The sequence below is a fragment of the Brevundimonas sp. AVps31 genome (assembly GCF_058681355.1).
Genome location: NZ_CM178736.1, coordinates 3,055,579 through 3,073,198, shown reverse-complemented (window position 1 = coordinate 3,073,198; position 17,620 = coordinate 3,055,579). Strand labels below are relative to the sequence as shown.

Sequence of the window (17,620 nt, the reverse complement as noted above, 5' to 3'; positions counted from 1 at the left end):
TCTCCATCAGAAAGTAGGCACCGAAACGTGCTGTACTTACCGAAAGGAAAGTTATGACCGCCGCTGCCGATCACGCCCATCCCCCCCTCGACCACCCGCCGCTTTCGCCCGAGGTGGAGGCGCTGGTCATTGAGGTGATCGGACGAGTCGCGGACAAATGGACCATGATCGTGCTCGAGGTTCTGATCGAGCACGGCGAGTTGCGCTTCACCCGCATCGGGGAACTGGCCAACGGCATCAGCCAGAAGATGCTGACCCAGACCCTGCGCCAGATGGAGCGCGACGGTCTGGTCATCCGCACCGTCCATCCGGTCATCCCGCCGCGCGTCGAATACCGGCTGACCGACCTCGGCTTCACCCTGTCGGAAGCCTTCTGCGGCGTGTGGATGTGGGCCGAGAAGAATTTCGACCGCATCGGCGCCTCGCGTCAGGCGTTCGACGCGGCCAGGGCGGCAGGCTGAGCGACGAGATCTGTGACGACCGACGCGATTTCGCTGAACCGGTCCACCAGCACGGTTCCACCGAGTTCGGCGGGCGGCACGGGGCTGTAGCCGAAGGTGCAGACGATACAGGGCATGCCCGCGTCGCGCGCCGCGCCGGTATCCGGGGCCGCGTCTCCGACCATGATGGCCCGGGCCGGATCGCCGCCGACACGTTCCACCGCCTCGATCAGATGGGCGCCCGACGGCTTCCTCGCACTGACCCGGTCCGGGCCGACGATGGCCGCGAAATGCCGGGTCAGGTCCAGCGTCTCCAGCAGCAGGTCCGACAGGTCCGACCGCTTGTTGGTCGCTACGCACAGGATCGCGCCGCGCGCCGCCAGTGCTTCCAGCGTCTCGACCACGCCCTCAAACGGGCGGGAGTGGTCGGCGATGTGCTCGACATAGTCGGCCAGGAGTTCCTCGAACAGGGCCGGGGCGTCGGCCTCTTCCCAGTTCGCGCCCGCCCGTTCGAAGCCGTGCTGCAGCATGGGCCGAGCCCCGCCGCCGATCAGCGCCGCCGCGCTGTCCATCGGGGCTTCCGGCAGGCCGTGCCGGACCAGCATCCGGTTCAGCGTCCCGACCAGATCCCGGTGCGTCTCCACCAGTGTCCCGTCCAGATCGAAGGCGATGGTCCAGCCGTCGAGGTCTCGCGTCGTCATGCCGGATCGGCCCCGGAGACGAAGGCGTTCACGGTCGCAAGCCAGTCCTCCGGCCGGTCGAACTGCGCCATATGCCCGGCGCCGGCCAGTTCCACGAAGGTCCCGGCCTTCAGCCGCGGCAACAGGGCCCGCGTCGTCGCGGGCGTGATGACGTCGAACTCTCCGTTCAGCAGCAGGGTCGGCGTGGCGATGCCGTCCAGCAGGGGTTCCTCGTCAAAGCCGTCGAGGAAGCCGGTCATCCGGGTGATGCTCATTCCCACCGCGGCGTTCGCGAGGGCGTCGCCCCGGCCCTCGGGCACATCCCGCATATAGGCCGGCGCATAGGCGGGGGAGCGGGTGCGGTTGATGTGGGCGCGGAAGAAGGCCGTCATCGCCGCGCCATAGGCCTCGCTCATCTCGCCGGTCCGCTCGGCTTCGCGGATGATCTCGCCCTGTCCGTCGGGCAGCCGGTCGAGCAGACTGGCGACGCTGACCTCCCACTGCCGCGACGACAGCGGCGTGCCCTGCAGGGTCAGGCTCTGCAAGCGGTCGGGCTGATCGGCGGCATAGCGGGTGGCGAGGATTCCGCCCCAGCTGTGGCCCAGCAGGTGGAACCGTTCGATCCCCAGCGCCGCGCGCACCGCCTCGATCTCCGACGCATACCGTTCGACGGTCCAGTTGGCGGGATCGCCCGGCGCGTCGGAGCGACCGCTGTCCAGCTGATCATAGACGACGATGGCGCGGTCGGCGGCCATCGGCAGGGCGGGGAACATCTGCCAGCAGGCGCCGCCCGGACCGCCGTGCACCAGCATCAGCGGCTTGCGTCGGGCGTTCAGATCGCCGTTGACCCGCACCTGGATCTCGCCGCCCTGCACAGGCACGCGCAGTTCCCGGTCGGCCGGCGGCACAGCCGGCTCCTGCGCCGCGGCCCGTCCCGCCAACCCGGCGGCCGCCGTCATCGCCAGCATCGCCCGTCGTGAAAGCCGCATTTCCATGCCCTCCGCAGAAGCTCGACCGGAGGATGACGGTTTTCCCACCGGACGCCAGCCTGTAGATCAGGAGTCCAGAACGACGAGACGATTCATGACCACCTTCGCCGAACCCCGCGCCGCCATCATCCTCGCCGCGGGGCAGGGGACGCGGATGAAGTCGCCGCTGCCCAAGGTGCTGCACCCGGTCGGCGGCCGCGCCATGCTGGATCACGCCATCGACGCGGCCGAGGCCCTGGGCTGTGAGCGGATCGTCGTGGTGGTCGGCTCCCACTCGCCGGAAGTCCGGGCCCATGTGGTCAAGCGGCTGGGCGAGGACGCCATCGCCGTTCAGGACCCGCCGTCGGGCACCGGCCACGCCGTCCGCGCCGCCGAAGCCGTGCTGGGCGATTTCCAGGGACAGGTGGTCATCACCTATGGCGACGTGCCCCTGCTGCGCGCCGCCGACATCGAGCCGGTCTTCGCCCATACCGAGGGCGTCCGCGTCATCGGCTTCGAGGCCCGCGACCCCGGCGCCTATGGCCGTCTGGTCATGGACGGCGACACCCTGACCGCCATCACCGAGGCCAAGGAGGCCTCGCCCGAGGTTCTGGCGATCACCGCCTGCAACTCGGGCGTCATGGCCGCGCCGGTCGGCCTGCTGTTCGAGCTGTTGGCCGAGGTCCGCAACGACAACGCCAAGGGCGAATACTATCTGACCGACGTGGTCGAACTGGCCCGCAAACGCGGCGCCGCGACCCGCGCCGTCATGGCGTCGGAGGACTCGGTCATGGGCGTCAACGCCCAGTCCGAACTGGCCCAGGCCGAGGCCCTGTTCCAGAGCGTCCAGCGCGACGCCTTCATGGCCGCCGGCGTCACCATGCCCGCGCCCGACACCGTCCATTTCTCGTGGGACACCGAGGTCGGCGGGGGCGCGACGATCGAGCCCTATGTCGTCTTCGGCCCCGGCGCGAAGATCGCGTCGGGCGCCCGCATCCGCAGCTTCAGCCACATCGAGGGCGCCACCGTCGCCAGCGGCGCCGAGGTCGGCCCCTACGCCCGCCTGCGCCCCGGCGCCAAACTGGCCGAGGGCGTCAGGATCGGGAACTTCGTCGAGGTGAAGAACGTCTCCATGGCCGCCGGCGCCAAGGCCAACCACCTGGCCTATCTCGGCGACGGCGAGGTGGGGGCCAAGGCCAACATCGGCGCGGGCACCATCTTCTGTAACTACGACGGCTTCTTCAAACACCGCACCGTGGTGGGCGAGGGCGCCTTCGTCGGCTCCAACAGTTCGCTGGTCGCCCCGGTCACCATCGGCGCCGGCGCCATGGTCGGCTCCGGCTCGGTAGTCACCTCGGACGTCGCCCCGGGCGACCTCGCCCTGGCCCGCGCGCCCCAGACCGCCAAGACGGGCTGGGCGGCGAAATTCATGGACATGATGCGGGCGAAGAAGGCGCGGGGCTGAATGAAGGGCTGGTCTTATGGCCTCGCCGCCATCCTTCTGGTCTACGGCGTCGGTGTCATCGGCGTCCTGGTTTTCATGATCCGCGAGGGGGGCTCGTTCGACCGGGATCAGGCGCCTCATGAAGCGCTGCCCCTTGAATTTCACCCACCGTTCCAGCCCGATAAGGTTGGGCCGATCAGGGTGCGGTTCAGTTGCCCGGAGCGGCCAAGGCCGGTGCAGGTCACAGTCAAGGTCCTCTACGCCGGTCATCCCGGCCCGGTGGGACGGCCCTATGCGAACGAGACGTTCGAAATCCTGCTGGACCCCGTCCATGCGACCGGTCTCCAGGGTCAGATCATCGACGTCCCCGCCAAGGCGATGGATCGCCGGACAAGGGGGCTGGTCGACAGGTCCTTCGGGGCGGATGTGACCGTCGTGGGGCCGGATGGACTTTTCGGAACGCACTACGTCCTGCCGGGGAACGACACATCGGGCGTCATCGAGGTCAGGTGCAGCAGATCGTGACGGGGCTGCTGAGTTCTTGAGTTCGTGTCGCGTGGTATTGCTTTCCCACCATGCCATCCGTCGATAAAGGCCCGTCTGCAAGCCGCGAATCCCTCCTAACCGCAAGCGAGCCGCCTATGTCCGACCTTCAGAAAAAGAACGCCGGCGAAGCCGCCGCCCTGCGCGTCGAGCCCGGCATGGTCGTGGGCCTCGGCACCGGCTCGACGGCGGCCTGGTTCGTCAAGGCGCTGGCGGCGCGCAAGTTGGAGGGCCTGCGCTGCGTCCCGACCTCGGAAGCCACCGCCGAACTGGCCCGCGAGCTGGGCCTGACGCTTTCGACGCTGGAGGATACGCCGCGCATCGACCTGACCGTCGACGGCGCCGATGAGGTCGGCCCGGGTCTGGCCTTGATCAAGGGCGGCGGCGCGGCCCTGCTGCGCGAGAAGCTGGTGTGGGAGGCCTCGACCCGCTGCCTCTGCATCGCCGACAAGGCCAAGGTGGTGCCGGTGCTCGGCCAGTTCGCCCTGCCGATCGAGGTCGTCGCCTTCGGGCACAAGACGACCGGCAACCGCATCGCCGATGTCCTCATCGATCACGAGATTGAAATGCCCGCCCGCGCCCGGATGGCCGAGCGCGGTCTGGTCCGCACCGACGGCGGCAACCTGATCTATGACGCGAAATGCGGCGCCATCCATGATCCGGTCCGCCTCGCCGACGACCTGAAGCTGATCACCGGCGTGGTCGAGCACGGCCTCTTCCTCGATCTGGCCGACGAGGCCATCATCGGCACGGACGACGGTGTCGAGGTGCTGCTGCCATAGGTTTCAGAGATTGGCTCAGTCGGGGAAGATGTTTTGCAATCTTTAGCATTAAATCAAATCAGTCAGATCGTTCAGATCGCCTTCTACTTAACTGGAGGGGCGTTGGCCTTGTTGACTTATTTGTCAGCCAAGAACGGGCTTTTGAATACGGTCAACACGGAATATTACAAAAGAGTTCTAGATAACGTACAGGCTATTAGTTTAGACCTTGTTGACGAATTTGACATTGGTAACTACAATTTCAGCTCAAGTAGTTACGAGATGTTTGACCGCATCGAGGCTGAAGTCGATGGTCGGGATCCAGCTGAGGGAGGTCGTACCGGCGGCGTTCCGATTGTTGCTGAAGTGATCAAATTTAAGGATTTATCGAGTAAATACGAGACGGACCCATTTCTTCCGGAGCCTATACGCGACGAGATTGCGGGATTTTTCCGCGATCGGTGGATGAAAACGATGCAAGCGCACCAAGAAATCGCACCCGTGTATAGGACTGAATACTGGTCTCACATCCACAACGGCGAAGCGCGACCGTCCAGAGATGGTTTTCACAACAGAATTAACGCTAGACTCTATGAGTTGAATGTCGGCCCCAGCCAACTGGAAGCCCACGCCCACGATGCTCGCAGATTGATTCGCGACTATTTCGCTGAGTTCGACAAAACGTCACCTCGAGCGAGACGTTGGCGAAAAAGGAAGGCGAAGCCGGAGAAGGCCTAACGGCCGATCTGGCACCTTGGCGGTTCAATCCTATCTTCAGCGCAACACCAAACCGAATGTGAATCCCTAGCATGGCCGAGCCCCAGTACGACTACGACCTCTTCGTCATCGGCGCCGGTTCCGGCGGGGTGCGCGCGGCGCGGCTGACCTCGCTGGGCGGCAAACGGGTGGCCATCGCGGAAGAGTACCGGGTCGGCGGCACCTGCGTGATCCAGGGCTGCGTGCCGAAGAAATTCATGGTCATGGCGTCGGAGGTCAGTCACGGCCTGCATATCGCCGAGGGCTACGGCTGGTCCTTCGATAACGCCAAATTCGACTGGCCGACCTTCCTGCAGGCCAAGGATGTCGAGATCGCGCGGCTGTCGGGCATCTACGCCGCCAACCTGGGCAAGGCCGGCGTCGATCTGGTCCACGGCCGCGCCGTGTTCAAGGACGCCCACACGGTCTCGATCCTGACGAAGGACGGCAGCGTCGATCGCGAGATCACCGCCGACAAGATCCTGATCGCCACCGGCGGCCGGCCGTGGTCGCCCGAGGACATGCCGGGCATCGAACACACCATCACCTCGGAACAGGCCTTCCACCTGCCGGAGCTGCCCAAGCGCATCCTGATCGCGGGCGGCGGCTATATCGCGGTGGAGTTCGCGGGCATCTTCGCCGGCCTCGGCGTCGAGACGACCCTGATCTATCGCGGCCCCAACATCCTGCGCGGCTTCGACGACGATGTCCGCGCCCACCTGGCCGGCGAGATCGAAAAGCGCGGCATCAAGGTCATCCTCGGTTGCCAGCACGAAGCTATCGAGAAGACCGACACCGGTCTGGTCAACCGCCTCGCCAACGGCATGGCCATCGAGACGGACGTGGTCATGTTCGCCACCGGCCGCATTCCCTATGTGAAGGGCCTCGGCCTTGAGAAGGCCGGCGTCGAGCTGACGGAGCAGGGGGCCATCAAGGTCGACGGCTTCTCGAAGACCAATGTCGACAACATCTGGGCCATCGGCGACGTCACTGACCGGATGAACCTGACCCCTGTCGCCATCCGCGAGGCGGTCGCCTTCCACCAGACGGTGTTCAGGGACAATCCGATGGCCTTTGACTACGAGGCCGTGGCCACGGCCGTCTTCAGCCAGCCGCCGGTCGGCGTGGTCGGCCTGTCGGAGAGCGAGGCGCGCCACTCCTGCCCGGGCGAGGTCGATGTCTACATTACCCGCTTCCGTCCGATGAAATACGCCTTCACCGGCTCGGACGAGCGGGTGCTGATGAAGCTGGTCGTCGACGCCCAGAGCCAGAAGGTCGTCGGCGTCCACATCGTCGGCCCCGAGGCGCCGGAGATGATCCAGCTGGCCGCGATCGCCGTGAAGGCGGGCCTGACCAAGGCCCAGTGGGACGCCACCTGCGCGGTCCACCCGACCATGGCCGAGGAACTGGTCACGCTGAAAGAGAAGCAGTCGCCGGGCAATATGTCGGCGGGCTAGCCCCGGTGCTTTCCGCGCCACACTCGCCATTTCCGCCAACACGCCGCGTTGTCCCCGCGAACTCATCGGCCTATCTTGGCCGCATGAGTACCCGTTGGACGCCAGAGAGCTGGAGACAGAAACCCGTCGTGCAGATGCCGACGGACTATCCCGACATGGCCGCATTGCACCGTGTCGAGGATGAGTTGCGGGCCATGCCCCCGCTGGTTTTCGCGGGTGAGGCGCGCCGCCTGACCTCCAAGCTGGCGGACGTGGAAGCCGGCAACGCCTTTCTCCTTCAGGGCGGCGATTGCGCCGAGAGCTTCAAGGAGTTCTCGACCGACAACATCCGCGACACCTTCCGCCTGATCCTGCAGATGGCCGTCGTCCTGACCTTCGCGGGCCGCAAGCCCGTGGTGAAGGTCGGCCGCATCGCCGGTCAGTTCGCCAAGCCGCGCTCATCCGGCATCGAGGCCATCGATGGTGTCGAGCTGCCCAGCTATCGGGGCGACATCATCAACGGCATGGCCTTCACGCCGGAGGAACGGGTCCCCGATCCCCAGCGCCTGCTCAAGGCCTACAACCAGTCGGCCTCGACGCTGAACCTGCTGCGCGCCTTCGCGGGCGGCGGCTATGCCGACCTGTACAACATCCATCGCTGGACCCTCGGGTTCGCGGGCGACAACGCCGCCGGCGCCCAGTACCGCGAGCTGGCCGACAAGATCACCGAAGCCTTGGCCTTCATGGAAGCCGTCGGCGTCACGCCCGAGACCCACCCGGATCTCAGCCGCGTCGAGGTCTTCACCAGCCACGAAGCCCTGCTGCTGAACGTCGAAAGCGCCCTGACGCGTCTGGACGGCGGTTCGGGCGACTGGTTCGACACCTCGGCCCACATGCTGTGGATCGGCGAACGCACCCGTCAGCTGGACGGCGCCCACGTCGAGTTCATGAAGGGGATCAAAAACCCCATCGGCGTGAAGTGCGGTCCGACCATGGAGCCGGACGACATCCTGCCCCTGATCGACGCCCTCAACCCGGACAACATCCCCGGCCGCCTGACCCTGATCGGCCGTTTCGGTTCGGACAAGGTCGGCGAACGGCTGCCGAAGCTGATGAGCGCGGTGAAGGCCGCGGGCAAGCGGGTCATCTGGTCGATCGACCCGATGCACGGCAACACGCTGAAGGCCGGCAACGGCTACAAGACCCGCCCGTTCGAGCGGATCATGTCCGAAGTCCGCACCTTCATCGATGTGGCCGAGGCCGAAGGCGTGCACCCGGGCGGCGTCCACCTGGAGATGACCGGTCAGAATGTGACCGAATGTCTGGGCGGGGCTCAGGCCGTGACCGAGGATGACCTGTCCAGCCGCTACCACACCCACTGCGACCCGCGTCTGAACGCGGATCAGGCGCTGGAGCTGGCCTTCCTCGTCGCCGAACGCCTCAAGGCCGGACGGCAATCACGGTCGCAGGCGGCCTGACGACGGGGCTTGTGCAGTCGGCTTCGACCCCTCAGATTTTCGTCAGACGCAGGACGACCCCCATGGCCGAACAGATCGGACGCCCCGAGAACGACGACGCAGCCCCCGGCCGTTGCGGCTATCAGGGCGCGCCCGGCGCCTTCAGCCACGAGGCCTGCACCGACCTGCGGCCGTGGGACGAGCCCGTCGCCTACGAGACCTTCGCCGAGGTCATCGACGCGCTGAAGGCGGGCCAGATCGGTGCGGCCCTGATCCCGGTCGAAAACTCGACCATCGGCCGCGTCGAACCCGCCGCCACCCTGATCGAACAGTCGGGGCTGACCATCGTTTCCGACGTGTGGCGCCCCATTCGTCTGGCGCTGATGGCGCCGCACGGCGCCTCTTTGCGCACGGTCAGGACGGCCGAAAGCCACCCCATCGCCCTGCGCCAGTGTCCGGCGTCCCTGGCCGCTCTCGGCGTCACGCCTGTCGAGGCCTTCGACACCGCCGGCGCCGCCCGGGCCGTGGCCGAGGCGGGCGACCTGACCCGCGCCGCCGTCGCGCCGGCGCGCGCCGCGGAGGTCTACGACCTGTCGATCCTGCGCAACGACATTCAGGATTCCGGCGACAACCGCACGCGTTTCGTCCTGCTTAGCGCCGGAATCGCTTGACCGCGCACGATTGTTGCGGCTTTTGAGGCTCATGGTCCGTTCGCAAGCCATCGCTGCGACTTCTTTCGCCCGCTTCACCGCGGTTGCGGGCCTGTATTTCTACGGCTTTCGATACGCCGGCTGAGGCGTCGGGCATCGCGTCCTGACCGCCTCGCCGGCGACCGTCCCGTTAGGGGCGGCGGCTCGCAAAAGCTTCATGCCGTATCGAAATCGAAAGTCCCCCTCCCGTGTCTCAATCCGCTACCCTGCAGCAGGTCTGGCCGCATTCCATGACCAATCCCGCTGATCTCTCCCCCGAACACATGGCCCTGGCCGCGCTGCGCCATGAGATCGACCTGCTCGATGACGAACTGCTGGCCCTGTTCCAGCGCCGCCTCGCCATCGCCGCCCGCGTCGGCAAGGCCAAGGACGCGCCCGCCGGGCCGCACGTCAAGCTGCGCCCGGACCGCGAGAAGATGGTCCTGGACCGCCTGATCGCCAACGCCGAGCCTGACAACCGCGAGGCCGTCGAAAGCCTGTGGCGCCAGATCGTCGGCTGGGGTCTGGCCCGTCAGGGCCGGATGCAGGTGCAGGTCTGGTCGCCGGTCGAGCCGACCCGCGCCTTCGACGGCGCCCGCCTGCGCTTCGGCGCCGCAGCCGACATGCGCGCCGTCCGCGATCCGCAGGCCGCTCTCAAGTGGGCGGCCGAGGGGCACGGCGTCGCCGTCCTGGCCATCAACACCGAAGACGCCTGGTGGACCGGCCTGCGCCGTGAGTGGACCGGCCTCAGCGTGTTCGACGGCTTCGGCGGCGGCGACATCCCCACCGCCCTGGCGGTCGGCAAGATCGATCCCGCCGCCCTGCCGAACGGGCGTCGCGTCATCGTCGACGTCGGCGGCGACGCCGGTGACGGCGGCGGCGTGCGCCGTCAGGGCCTCGCGACCCATCACGGCTGGACCCTGTCCCTGACCGACGCCCCGGTCAGCGTCGGCGGTGCGGAAGGCTGCGTCGGCGCGCTCGGCTAGACCGCCATATTGTCGATCAGCCGCGTCCGCCCGATCTTCGCCGCGGCGAGGATGCGGGCGGATCCGTCCAGCGCCCCATCGAAGACCGACAGGTCCTCGGCCCGCCGGATGGCGACATAGTCGACGCTGTCAAAACCCGCGGCCTTGAGCGCCGCTTCGGCCCAGCGCTCGGCGTCGGCGATCGCGCCGCCTTCACGGGCTTTCACGCCCGCCTCGGCCAGTACGCCGTTCAGCTTGCGGGCGGTCTCCAGCTCGGCCCCGGACAGGTAGGCGTTGCGGCTGGACAGGGCCAGGCCATGCCCGTCCCGCGCGGTCGCCAGCCCGACAATCTCCACCGGCATATCCAGGTCGCGCACCATGCGACGCACCACCATCAACTGCTGCCAGTCCTTTTCGCCGAACACGGCGACGTCCGGCTGGACCTGATGCAGCAGCTTGGACACCACCAGCGCCACCCCGCCGAACATCTGCGGCCGGAAGGCGCCCTCCAGCCCTTCGGCGGGCGCGCCGACGTCGATGGTGGTGGTCACACCGTCCGGATACATCTCGGCCACGGCGGGGGCGTACAGCAGGTCGCAGCCCGCGCCTGCCAGCAGCGCGGCGTCCCGGCCTTCCTGACGCGGATAGGCGTCCAGATCCTCGGTCGGGGCAAACTGGGTCGGGTTGACGAAGACGCTGGCGACCACCTTGTCGGCGCGCTGCCGGGCTTCGCGCACCAGGGACAAGTGGCCATCGTGCAACGCCCCCATCGTCGGAACGAATCCGACGGTGAACCCCTGACGCTTCCAGCCGCTTACGGTCTCGCGAAGGTCGGCGATGGTGCGGACAATGGGCAGGGAAGGGTCGACGGGCATCATGAACGTATTAACCCTGCGCGTTAGGCGTGTCTGTGAACTGTGCGGCAAAACCTGCCGGGTAGGGTGGGTCTTATGACGTCGAGCCTCCTGATCCGTCCAGTGCTGGCCTTGTTCCTGACCGCGGGCGTCAGCGCCTGCGGCATGGTCGACAGCGATCCGCACCGTTTCGAGAACCTCGCAGGGCGTATCGCCTCGGTGCCGCTGGACGGCTCCGCGCCGCAACCGGCAGCCGACCCGGCCCCGGCCCGGCCGGTCCGCACCGCCGATACCGGCCTCCGTCCCGCGCTGAAGGTCGAAGTCATGGAGGACGTCGCGCTGTGGGACGCCCGCTACGGCGTCATGGGCGACGCCGCCGAAGCCGCCGCCCCGGTCGTGGTCGAGGCCGCCGTGGCCGAGGGCCGCGCCCGCCTGCAACGCGCCGTCGAGCGTACACCGCTGCGTTCCGCACTTACGCCGGCGCGCGCCGAACAGCCGCCTCGCGCCGCGCCCGTCCGCACCGGCCGCGGACTGGTCCAGCTGGGCGCCTTTTCCAACGAACAGTCCGCCCGTGCGGCCTGGAGCCGCCTGACCTCGGGCGCCGCGGGCTGGGCCCTGGAGGGTCTGTCGCCGACCTTCGAGCCGGTCTCGGTCAACGGGCGCGATCTGGTCCGCCTCAAGGTCCGCGCCCCCGCCGCCGGCGCCGCCGCCCTCTGCGCCGCCGCCGGGATCGACGACCCGTGGTGCCGTCGCCCGGCATAAGAGCTGTCCGCTCCGCCTCGATGTCGCGTCCGCGCAACCCTGCACCCGACCCGCCAGTCCACAGACGGCTGATACGCCTTCGTTGACGGGCGGCTCCGGTAGGCCAATTCTGCCTACCTACGGGCCGCGCCTGAGTCGGCGGCCGCATCAGGATCTGAACCATGGCTGACCCTACGGTCATCGTCGTCGGCAACGAAAAGGGTGGGGCGGGCAAGTCCACGCTCGCCATCCATATCGTCACCGGCCTGCTTCATGCCGGGAAGCGCGTGGCGATCATCGATCTGGACCTGCGCCAGCGCTCGATGGCCAAATTCTTCGCCAACCGCGCCGCCTGGACCGAGGCCAACGGCCAGAGCCTGCCGATGCCGATCGAGCCTGACATGGGCGACGGCAAGGTGCTGGCCAAGGCAGGCGAGGCCGAGCAACTCAGCCGCTTCGAGTCCGCCTTCGCCGAAGCCCGCAACACCGCCGATGTCATTCTGATCGACACCCCCGGCGGCGACACCGTGCTGTCGCGCACCGCCCACGGGCTGGCCGACCAGATCGTCACCCCCATGAACGACAGCTTCGTCGACTTCGACCTTCTGGGTCAGGTTGATCCGGTCACGCTCGATCTGCTCAAGCCCTCGATCTACTCCGAGAGCGTCTGGGAGGCCCGCAAGCATCGGGCGATCACCCAGGGCCGGCACGCCCAGATCGACTGGATCGTGGTCACCAACCGTCTGGCCGTGGCCGAAGCCCGCAACCGGCGTCGTCTGGAAGAGCGGATGCAGAAGCTGGCCAAGCGTGTCGGCTTCCGCATGGGGCCGGGCCTGCGCGACCGGGTCATCTACCGCGAGCTGTTCCCCTTCGGCCTGACCGTCGCCGACCTGTCGAACGACGTCCGCCCGGTGGCCGTGTCGCTGGCCCACGTGGCCGCGCGGCAGGAACTGCGCAATCTGATGCAGTCGCTGGGCCTTGAGGGCGGCAAGCTCGACAACCCGCTCGACGCCGCCGCTTGAGCCCGCTCTGGCTGGTCCTGGCGGCGGTCGCCGTCTGGGCCCTGATTCGTCTCGGCCGTCAGGGCGAGCGGGCCGGGCGCGGCCAGTGGCGCGTCACCGCCACCCTGTTCAGCGCCGTGATGATCGGAGGCGGCGCGCTGGCTCTGGCCAAGGGCGGCTGGCTGCTGGGCTCGGGCCTGATCGGCGCGGGCCTGTGGTTGACCCTGGCCTCGCGCCACCGGCCCCTGCCGCCCCGCGCCGAGGGCATGACGGATACCGAGGCGCGCGCGCTGCTGGGCGTTTCCGCCTCCGCCACAAAAGCCGAGATCAATACCGCCTGGAAGCGGCTGATGGCCCGCGCCCACCCTGATCAGGGCGGCACACAGGGGCTGGCCGCGCGCCTGAACGCGGCGCGGGACCATCTTCTGAAGCGATAGGACGGGACGGAGGGTTAGTCCTCCGCCGCCGCCTTCTTCTTGGCCGGGGCCTTCTTGGCGGCAGGTTTTTTGGCGGCGGCCTTCTTGGGCGCCGCGGCCTTCTTCGCCGGCGCCTTCTTGGTCTTGGCCGCCGGAGCCTTGGCGGCCCGTTCGGCCAGCAGCGGCAGCGCGGCCTCCAGCGTCATGTCCTCGGGCGCCGTGCCCTTGGGCAGGGTGGCGTTGACCTTGCCCCACTTCACATAGGGTCCGAACCGGCCGGCCATGACCTGCACGGGCGCCTTGTCTTCGGGGTGCTCGCCCAGTTCCTTCAGCGGCGCGACGGCCGAGCCACGCCCTGGACGCCCGGCGCGTTTCTCGGCCAGCAGGGCCACGGCCCGGTTCAGGCCGACCTCGAAAACCTCATCAATGTCAGAGACATTGGCGTAGGTTCCCGCGTGAAGCACGAAGGGCCCGTAGCGGCCCAGACCGGCTGTGATCAGCTTGCCGTCCTCGGGGTGGACGCCCACCTCGCGCGGCAGGGCCAGCAGGCGCAGGGCCTGTTCCAGCTCCAGCGACGCGGGGCTCCAGCCCTTGGGCAGGGACGAGCGTTTCGGCTTGTCCGCATCCAGCGGCATGGTCTCCACATAGGGACCGAAGCGGCCGATCTTCAGTTCGACCGGCTGACCCGTCGCCGGATCATTGCCCAGGGTGCGATCGCCGCCGTCGGCCCCGCCGCCTTCGGCGTCAGGCGCCGCGACCGGGCGGGTGTATTTGCAGTCCGGGTAGCGCGAGCAGCCGACGAAGGCGCCGAAGCGGCTCGTCTTCAGGCTCAGCTGGCCCTGATGGCACAGGGGGCATTCGCGCGGATCGGACCCGTCTTCCTTCTGCGGGAAGATGTGCGCGCCGAGGGACTCGTTCAGCGCATCGAGGATGGCCGTGGTGCGAAGCTCACCCGCCGCGCTCGTCGCCGCATGGAAGTCGGTCCAGAAGTCGCGCAGCAGCACCTTCCAGTTCAACTCGCCCGCGGACACCTCATCGAGGCGCGTCTCCAGCGCCGCGGTGAAATCGTACTCGACCCATTTGCGGAAGAACTGTTCCAGGAAGGCCGTGACCAGCCGTCCCTTGTCCTCCGGATAGAAGCGGTTCTTGTCCATGCGGACGTATTCGCGGTCGCGCAGGGTGGTCAGGATCGAGGCGTAGGTCGACGGACGACCGATGCCCAGCTCTTCCAGCTTCTTGACCAGGGTTGCTTCCGAGAAGCGCGGGGGCGGCTCGGTGAAATGCTGGTCGGTGCGGATGGCCTCGACCTTGGCGGTCGAGCCTTCCTTCAGCGAGGGCAGGCGGGTGGTGTCGTCCTCATCGTCCTCGGCGCCCTTCTGCTTCTCGTCGCGACCCTCTTCATAGACGGCCATGAAGCCGTCGAAGGCGACCACCTGACCGGTCGCGCGCAGGGCGGTCTGACCCGTCGGCTCCTCGATCTCGACCGTGGTCCGGTCCAGCTTGGCGGACTCCATCTGGCTGGCGATGGTGCGCTTCCAGATCAGTTCGTACAGGCGCTGCAGGTCGCTATCGAGACGCAGGGTCTCGGGCGCGCGCGCCATATTGGTCGGACGGATGGCTTCGTGCGCTTCCTGAGCGTTCTTGGCTTTCGTCTTGTAATACCGAGGTTGTTCCGGAACGTAGGCCGGTCCGAACCGCTGGCCGATGACCTCTCGCGCCTGGGCGATGCCCTCGGGGCTGACGAACAGGCCGTCGGTCCGCATGTAGGTGATCAGGCCGCCCTGATCGTCGACGCCTTCGTACAGCTTCTGCGCCGCCTGCATCGTCCGCTGGGCGGTGAAGCCCAGCTTGCGCGACGCTTCCTGCTGCAGGGTCGACGTCATGAAGGGCGGGCTGGGCGCGCGTTTGACCGGCTTCTTCTCGACCGAATTGATCGTGAAGGTCCCGGCCTTGATGGCGTCGCGCGCGGCGGTCGCCATGGCTTCCGAGATGATGTCCAGACGCTGCACCCGCTTGCCGGCGTGCTTGACCAGACGGGCGGTGAACGGCGGGCTGTCGGCGGCCAGATCGGCCTCGACAGACCAGTATTCCTGCGCCCGGAACTTCTCGATCTCCATCTCGCGATCGACGACGATGCGCAGGGCGACCGACTGCACCCGACCGGCCGACCGGGCGCCCGGCAGCTTGCGCCACAGCACCGGCGACAGGGTGAAGCCCACCAGATAGTCCAGCGCCCGGCGGGCCAGATAGGCCTCGACCAGCTCCATATCCACGTCACGCGGGGCGGCCATGGCCTCCAGCACGGCGGACTTGGTGATGGCGTTGAAGGTGACCCGCTGGACGACCGTGTCCTTCAGCACCTTCTTCTTCTGCAGGATCTCCAGAACGTGCCAGCTGATCGCCTCTCCTTCGCGATCCGGGTCGGTCGCGAGGATGACGCGGTCGGACCGCTTGGCGACTTCAGCGATCTCGCTGAGACGTTTTGAAGCCTTGGCGTCGATCTCCCAGGTCATCGCGAAATCGTCGTCGGGCAGCACCGACCCATCCTTCGACGGCAGGTCGCGGACGTGTCCGTAGGACGCCAGGACCGTGTAGTCCGGGCCGAGGTACTTATTGATGGTCTTGGCCTTCGCGGGGCTTTCGACAACGACGAGATTCATTAGGGGAGGGGCCTTTCGAAGGGGCGGGAACGTGGTTGGCCGAAGCCTCGCTGTCAATCGGCCAAGGAATCTATGGTGTCAGAGCGCCGCCATTCCCCCGGGCAGAAGCGTCGCGCGGCCCGCCAGACTCAACTCCAGCAAGGCCGCGGCCACCGCCCCGATCGGTGCGTTCGCGGCGCGGACCAGCTCGTCCCGGGGCGTGGGGGTAGGCGACAGCAGGGCGGCCACCCGCTCGATCAGGTCCGCGTCCACGTCCTCCGGCGCGCCGTCGAACGGATTGTCGGCCGGCGGTTCGCGCACGGCCCGGACCCGTCCGAACTCCCGCTCGATGTCGTCCAGCCCCTCGCACAGGATGGCGCCCTGCCGCAGCAGTTCGTTCGGCCCCTTCGAGCGGGGGTCCAGCGGCGAGCCGGGCACGGCGAAGACGTCGCGGCCCTGCTCATTGGCCAACCGGGCGGTGATCAGCGAGCCGGACCTGATCTCGGCCTCGACCACGATGACCCCGCGCGACAGGCCCGAGATGATGCGATTGCGGCGGGGGAAGTCCTTCGCCTGTGCCCGCGCCCCGACCGGGCTCTCCGAGACAATACAGCCCTGTTCGACGATCTGGCGGTACAGGTCGGCGTTGTCCGGCGGATAGATGTCGTCTACCCCGCCGCCCAGAACGGCCACCGTTCCGGTCGGCAACGCTCCGGCATGAGCCGCGCCGTCGATGCCGCGCGCCAGGCCGGACACCACCACATGCCCGGCCAGCCCTAGCTGCTGCGACAGGCCCCGCGCGATCCTCTGGCCGCCGGCCGATGCGATCCGCGCTCCGACCACGGCGATACAGGGGCGGGTCAGCAGGCCGGTGTCACCGCGGGTCCACAACAGCGGCGGCGGCGGATCGACAGCGGCCAGCATCTGCGGATAGTCGTCGTCGCCCAGCACGATCAGCCGGGCACCGGCGCGTTCGCCTGCCTCCAGCTCGCGCTCAATCTGTTCGGCCGGCGGGACGGCGCGTCCGTGTGCGCCCCCGCGCCGGATCAGGTCGGGCAGGGCTTCCAGCGCGCGCTCCGCCGAGCCGAAACGCTGCAGCAACTGTCGAAACGTCACCGGACCGACCTGGTCGGTCCGCGCCAGACGCAGGCGCGCGAAACGCTCTGCGTGGGAAAGGGTCACCCCTTCTTCGCGCCGATCCGGGGTTCGGTCCCCTTCAGAAGGCGGGCGATGTTCTCTGCGTGCCGCACCCAGATCAGCGCCGCAGTCGCCGCCGCCAGGATGACCACTGGCATCGGAGCGTAAGCCCAAACAAAAAGCGGCAGTGCGAACGCATAGAGCGGCGCGGCCGCCGAGGCGACAAGGGCAGAGAGTGATGAGATCCGGAACAAGATCGCGGTGAGGATCCAGGTCGCGCCGGCCAGCAAGCCCAGTGGCCAATAGGCCGCCAGCAACAGGCCGAAGAAGGTGGCGACGCCCTTGCCGCCCTTGAAGCCCAGCCAGACGGGGAACAGGTGGCCGAGGAAGGCCGCGCCGCCGGCGATGGCGCCCGCGACCTCACTGCCGAACAGCCAGCGCGCGATCAGCAGGGCCGCCGCGCCCTTGCCGGCGTCGAGCAGCAGGGTCGCCAGCGCCAGATCCTTGCGGCCCGTGCGCAGCACATTGGTCGCGCCGATGTTGCCGGAGCCGATCTGGCGCACATCGCCCGCGCCCGCGGCGCGGGTCAGGATCACGCCGAACGGGATCGAGCCCAGCAGGTAGCCGCCGACCGCCACGAGGGCGAGCGTCCCGATTGCGGGTCCGACCAGATCCTGCACCTCAACCCCCATA

Annotated in this window: 18 protein-coding genes; 12 read left to right on the top strand and 6 right to left on the bottom strand. The window is 67.9% G+C overall.

The annotated features are described in order from the left end of the window. Positions 1-53: 53 nt before the first annotated feature. Positions 54-461 (top strand): winged helix-turn-helix transcriptional regulator, encoded by a 408-nt coding sequence (locus ACW174_RS15000; RefSeq protein WP_492015229.1) that lies wholly within the window; start codon positions 54-56, stop codon positions 459-461. Here ACW174_RS15000 and ACW174_RS14995 read toward each other — a convergent pair. Together ACW174_RS14995 and ACW174_RS14990 are read right to left on the bottom strand one after the other, a co-directional pair. Further along, positions 428-1,141, bottom strand: coding sequence for an HAD-IA family hydrolase (locus ACW174_RS14995; RefSeq protein ID WP_492015228.1), 714 nt, complete (start codon positions 1,139-1,141; stop codon positions 428-430). The two genes, ACW174_RS15000 and ACW174_RS14995, sit on opposite strands and share 34 nt — an antisense overlap. Then, a complete protein-coding gene (locus ACW174_RS14990) occupies positions 1,138-2,109 on the bottom strand; it encodes a proline iminopeptidase-family hydrolase (protein ID WP_492015227.1) in 972 nt (323 codons plus the stop codon). Before ACW174_RS14990 ends, ACW174_RS14995 begins: the two co-directional genes overlap by 4 nt. 94 nt (positions 2,110-2,203) lie before the next feature. On the opposite strand from ACW174_RS14990, the gene glmU reads away from it, so the two are divergent. From glmU to ACW174_RS14950, 8 genes are all read left to right on the top strand, one after another. After that, entirely contained in the window at positions 2,204-3,553 is a 1,350-nt protein-coding gene (gene glmU / locus ACW174_RS14985) for a bifunctional UDP-N-acetylglucosamine diphosphorylase/glucosamine-1-phosphate N-acetyltransferase GlmU (protein ID WP_492015226.1), read from the top strand. Beyond that, positions 3,554-4,057, top strand: coding sequence for a hypothetical protein (locus ACW174_RS14980; RefSeq protein WP_492015225.1), 504 nt, complete (start codon positions 3,554-3,556; stop codon positions 4,055-4,057). Between the two features lie 116 nt (positions 4,058-4,173). Next, complete coding sequence (rpiA, locus tag ACW174_RS14975) at positions 4,174-4,857, top strand: ribose-5-phosphate isomerase RpiA (RefSeq protein ID WP_492015224.1); 684 nt, start codon at positions 4,174-4,176, stop codon at positions 4,855-4,857. 33 nt (positions 4,858-4,890) lie between these two features. Beyond that, a complete protein-coding gene (locus ACW174_RS14970; RefSeq protein WP_492015223.1) occupies positions 4,891-5,574 on the top strand; it encodes a hypothetical protein in 684 nt (227 codons plus the stop codon). Positions 5,575-5,645: 71 nt separating this feature from the next. After that, a complete protein-coding gene (gor, locus tag ACW174_RS14965) occupies positions 5,646-7,049 on the top strand; it encodes a glutathione-disulfide reductase (protein WP_492015222.1) in 1,404 nt (467 codons plus the stop codon). Between the two features lie 83 nt (positions 7,050-7,132). Next, positions 7,133-8,506, top strand: a complete 1,374-nt coding sequence (locus ACW174_RS14960) for a class II 3-deoxy-7-phosphoheptulonate synthase (protein ID WP_492015221.1) — start codon at positions 7,133-7,135, stop codon at positions 8,504-8,506. Between the two features lie 62 nt (positions 8,507-8,568). Then, on the top strand, positions 8,569-9,156 hold the full coding sequence (locus ACW174_RS14955) for a prephenate dehydratase domain-containing protein (protein WP_492015220.1): 588 nt from the start codon (positions 8,569-8,571) through the stop codon (positions 9,154-9,156). Positions 9,157-9,383: 227 nt separating this feature from the next. Beyond that, complete coding sequence (locus ACW174_RS14950) at positions 9,384-10,160, top strand: chorismate mutase (protein ID WP_492015219.1); 777 nt, start codon at positions 9,384-9,386, stop codon at positions 10,158-10,160. Here the strand turns inward: ACW174_RS14950 and panC are convergent. Further along, a complete protein-coding gene (gene panC / locus ACW174_RS14945; protein ID WP_492015218.1) occupies positions 10,157-11,017 on the bottom strand; it encodes a pantoate--beta-alanine ligase in 861 nt (286 codons plus the stop codon). The two genes, ACW174_RS14950 and panC, sit on opposite strands and share 4 nt — an antisense overlap. A gap of 72 nt (positions 11,018-11,089) precedes the next feature. Between panC and ACW174_RS14940 the strand changes: the two genes are divergently transcribed. From ACW174_RS14940 to ACW174_RS14930, 3 genes are all read left to right on the top strand, one after another. Next, the gene (locus ACW174_RS14940; RefSeq protein ID WP_492015217.1) at positions 11,090-11,755 is read left to right on the top strand and encodes an SPOR domain-containing protein; all 666 of its coding nucleotides are present in this window, start codon (positions 11,090-11,092) and stop codon (positions 11,753-11,755) included. A gap of 161 nt (positions 11,756-11,916) precedes the next feature. After that, positions 11,917-12,756 carry a division plane positioning ATPase MipZ gene (locus tag ACW174_RS14935; RefSeq protein WP_492015216.1) on the top strand — a complete coding sequence of 280 codons (840 nt, stop codon included), beginning with the start codon at positions 11,917-11,919 and terminating at the stop codon, positions 12,754-12,756. Then, complete coding sequence (locus tag ACW174_RS14930) at positions 12,753-13,172, top strand: J domain-containing protein (RefSeq protein ID WP_492015215.1); 420 nt, start codon at positions 12,753-12,755, stop codon at positions 13,170-13,172. Before ACW174_RS14935 ends, ACW174_RS14930 begins: the two co-directional genes overlap by 4 nt. A gap of 14 nt (positions 13,173-13,186) precedes the next feature. Here ACW174_RS14930 and topA read toward each other — a convergent pair whose 3' ends face one another. The 3 genes from topA to plsY form a co-directional block, all read right to left on the bottom strand. Next, positions 13,187-15,811, bottom strand: coding sequence for a type I DNA topoisomerase (topA, locus tag ACW174_RS14925; protein ID WP_492015214.1), 2,625 nt, complete (start codon positions 15,809-15,811; stop codon positions 13,187-13,189). Positions 15,812-15,889: 78 nt separating this feature from the next. Next, positions 15,890-16,972 (bottom strand): DNA-processing protein DprA, encoded by a 1,083-nt coding sequence (gene dprA, locus ACW174_RS14920; RefSeq protein WP_492015213.1) that lies wholly within the window; start codon positions 16,970-16,972, stop codon positions 15,890-15,892. Then, complete coding sequence (plsY, locus tag ACW174_RS14915) at positions 16,969-17,607, bottom strand: glycerol-3-phosphate 1-O-acyltransferase PlsY (RefSeq protein WP_492017300.1); 639 nt, start codon at positions 17,605-17,607, stop codon at positions 16,969-16,971. Before plsY ends, dprA begins: the two co-directional genes overlap by 4 nt. Positions 17,608-17,620 lie beyond the last annotated feature (13 nt).

What these genes read in the sequence shown, in the direction of transcription:
- ACW174_RS14960 (WP_492015221.1), top strand. Translation starts at nt 7,133, where the DNA reads ATGAGTACCCGTTGGACGCCAGAGAGCTGGAGACAGAAACCCGTCGTG.
- ACW174_RS14980 (WP_492015225.1), top strand. Translation starts at nt 3,554, where the DNA reads ATGAAGGGCTGGTCTTATGGCCTCGCCGCCATCCTTCTGGTCTACGGC.
- ACW174_RS14935 (WP_492015216.1), top strand. Translation starts at nt 11,917, where the DNA reads ATGGCTGACCCTACGGTCATCGTCGTCGGCAACGAAAAGGGTGGGGCG.
- ACW174_RS14940 (WP_492015217.1), top strand. Translation starts at nt 11,090, where the DNA reads ATGACGTCGAGCCTCCTGATCCGTCCAGTGCTGGCCTTGTTCCTGACC.
- panC (WP_492015218.1), bottom strand. Translation starts at nt 11,017, where the DNA reads ATGATGCCCGTCGACCCTTCCCTGCCCATTGTCCGCACCATCGCCGAC.
- ACW174_RS14995 (WP_492015228.1), bottom strand. Translation starts at nt 1,141, where the DNA reads ATGACGACGCGAGACCTCGACGGCTGGACCATCGCCTTCGATCTGGAC.
- ACW174_RS14955 (WP_492015220.1), top strand. Translation starts at nt 8,569, where the DNA reads ATGGCCGAACAGATCGGACGCCCCGAGAACGACGACGCAGCCCCCGGC.
- gor (WP_492015222.1), top strand. Translation starts at nt 5,646, where the DNA reads ATGGCCGAGCCCCAGTACGACTACGACCTCTTCGTCATCGGCGCCGGT.
- topA (WP_492015214.1), bottom strand. Translation starts at nt 15,811, where the DNA reads ATGAATCTCGTCGTTGTCGAAAGCCCCGCGAAGGCCAAGACCATCAAT.
- glmU (WP_492015226.1), top strand. Translation starts at nt 2,204, where the DNA reads ATGACCACCTTCGCCGAACCCCGCGCCGCCATCATCCTCGCCGCGGGG.
- rpiA (WP_492015224.1), top strand. Translation starts at nt 4,174, where the DNA reads ATGTCCGACCTTCAGAAAAAGAACGCCGGCGAAGCCGCCGCCCTGCGC.
- ACW174_RS14990 (WP_492015227.1), bottom strand. Translation starts at nt 2,109, where the DNA reads ATGCGGCTTTCACGACGGGCGATGCTGGCGATGACGGCGGCCGCCGGG.
- ACW174_RS15000 (WP_492015229.1), top strand. Translation starts at nt 54, where the DNA reads ATGACCGCCGCTGCCGATCACGCCCATCCCCCCCTCGACCACCCGCCG.